Annotated in this window: 1 protein-coding gene; it reads left to right on the top strand. The window is 62.7% G+C overall.

The features are described 5' to 3' along the window. The first annotated feature begins 2 nt into the window (after window positions 1-2). Window positions 3-1,178: an elongation factor Tu gene (gene tuf / locus LGQ03_RS16600; RefSeq protein WP_090158362.1), complete on the top strand. Its 1,176-nt coding sequence runs from the start codon at window positions 3-5 to the stop codon at window positions 1,176-1,178. The last annotated feature ends 29 nt before the right edge of the window (window positions 1,179-1,207 follow it).

Raw genomic sequence — 1,207 nt, 5'->3', positions numbered from 1 at the left:
TCATGGCTAAGGCAAAGTTCGAACGTAACAAACCGCACGTTAACATCGGCACGATTGGTCACGTTGACCACGGCAAGACGACGCTGACGGCAGCGATCACCAAGTACTTTGGTGACTTCCGCGCCTACGACCAGATCGACGGCGCGCCCGAAGAGAAGGCCCGCGGCATCACCATCTCGACCGCGCACGTCGAGTACGAGACCGAAGGCCGTCACTACGCCCACGTCGACTGCCCCGGCCACGCCGACTACGTCAAGAACATGATCACCGGTGCCGCCCAGATGGACGGCGCGATCCTGGTCGTGAACGCAGCTGACGGCCCCATGCCGCAAACGCGCGAGCACATCCTGCTGGGTCGCCAGGTGGGCATCCCCTACATGGTCGTCTACATGAACAAGGTCGACCAGGTTGACGACGAAGAGCTGCTGGAACTGGTCGAAATGGAGATTCGCGAACTGCTGTCCTCCTACGACTACCCCGGCGACGATATTCCGATCATCCGTGGTTCGGCCCTGCACGCCATGAACGGCACGCAGCCCGAAATCGGCGAAGAGTCGATCAAGGCGCTGATGGCGGCTGTGGACGAGTACATCCCGACACCGGCACGTGCGGTTGACCTGCCGTTCCTGATGCCGATCGAGGACGTGTTCTCGATTTCCGGCCGTGGTACGGTTGTGACCGGCCGTGTGGAGCGTGGCGTGATCAACGTCGGCGACAGCATCGAGATCGTGGGTATCCGTGACACCAAGACGACGACCTGCACGGGCGTCGAGATGTTCCGCAAGCTGCTGGACTCCGGCCAGGCTGGCGACAACGTGGGTGTCCTGCTGCGCGGTATCGACCGTGAAGGCGTGGAGCGCGGCCAGGTGCTGTGCAAGCCCAAGTCGGTTGCACCGCACACCAAGTTCGAGGCCGAGGCCTACATCCTGACCAAGGAAGAGGGTGGCCGTCACACGCCGTTCTTTGCGAACTACCGTCCGCAGTTCTACTTCCGCACGACGGACGTGACCGGCACGGTTGTGCTGCCCGAGGGCACCGAAATGGTGATGCCGGGCGACAACCTGAAGTTCAACGTCGAGCTGATCGCACCGATCGCGATGGAAGACGGCCTGCGTTTCGCCATCCGTGAAGGCGGCCGTACCGTCGGCGCTGGCGTGGTGTCCAAGATCGTCGAATAAGCCGCACCGCGGGCATCGCCCGCAGCGAC

The organism is Loktanella gaetbuli (assembly GCF_020531945.1).
Classification (GTDB): domain Bacteria; phylum Pseudomonadota; class Alphaproteobacteria; order Rhodobacterales; family Rhodobacteraceae; genus Loktanella; species Loktanella gaetbuli.
This window is presented reverse-complemented; position numbering and strand designations above follow the sequence as displayed.

What these genes read in the sequence shown, in the direction of transcription:
- tuf (WP_090158362.1), top strand. Translation starts at nt 3, where the DNA reads ATGGCTAAGGCAAAGTTCGAACGTAACAAACCGCACGTTAACATCGGC.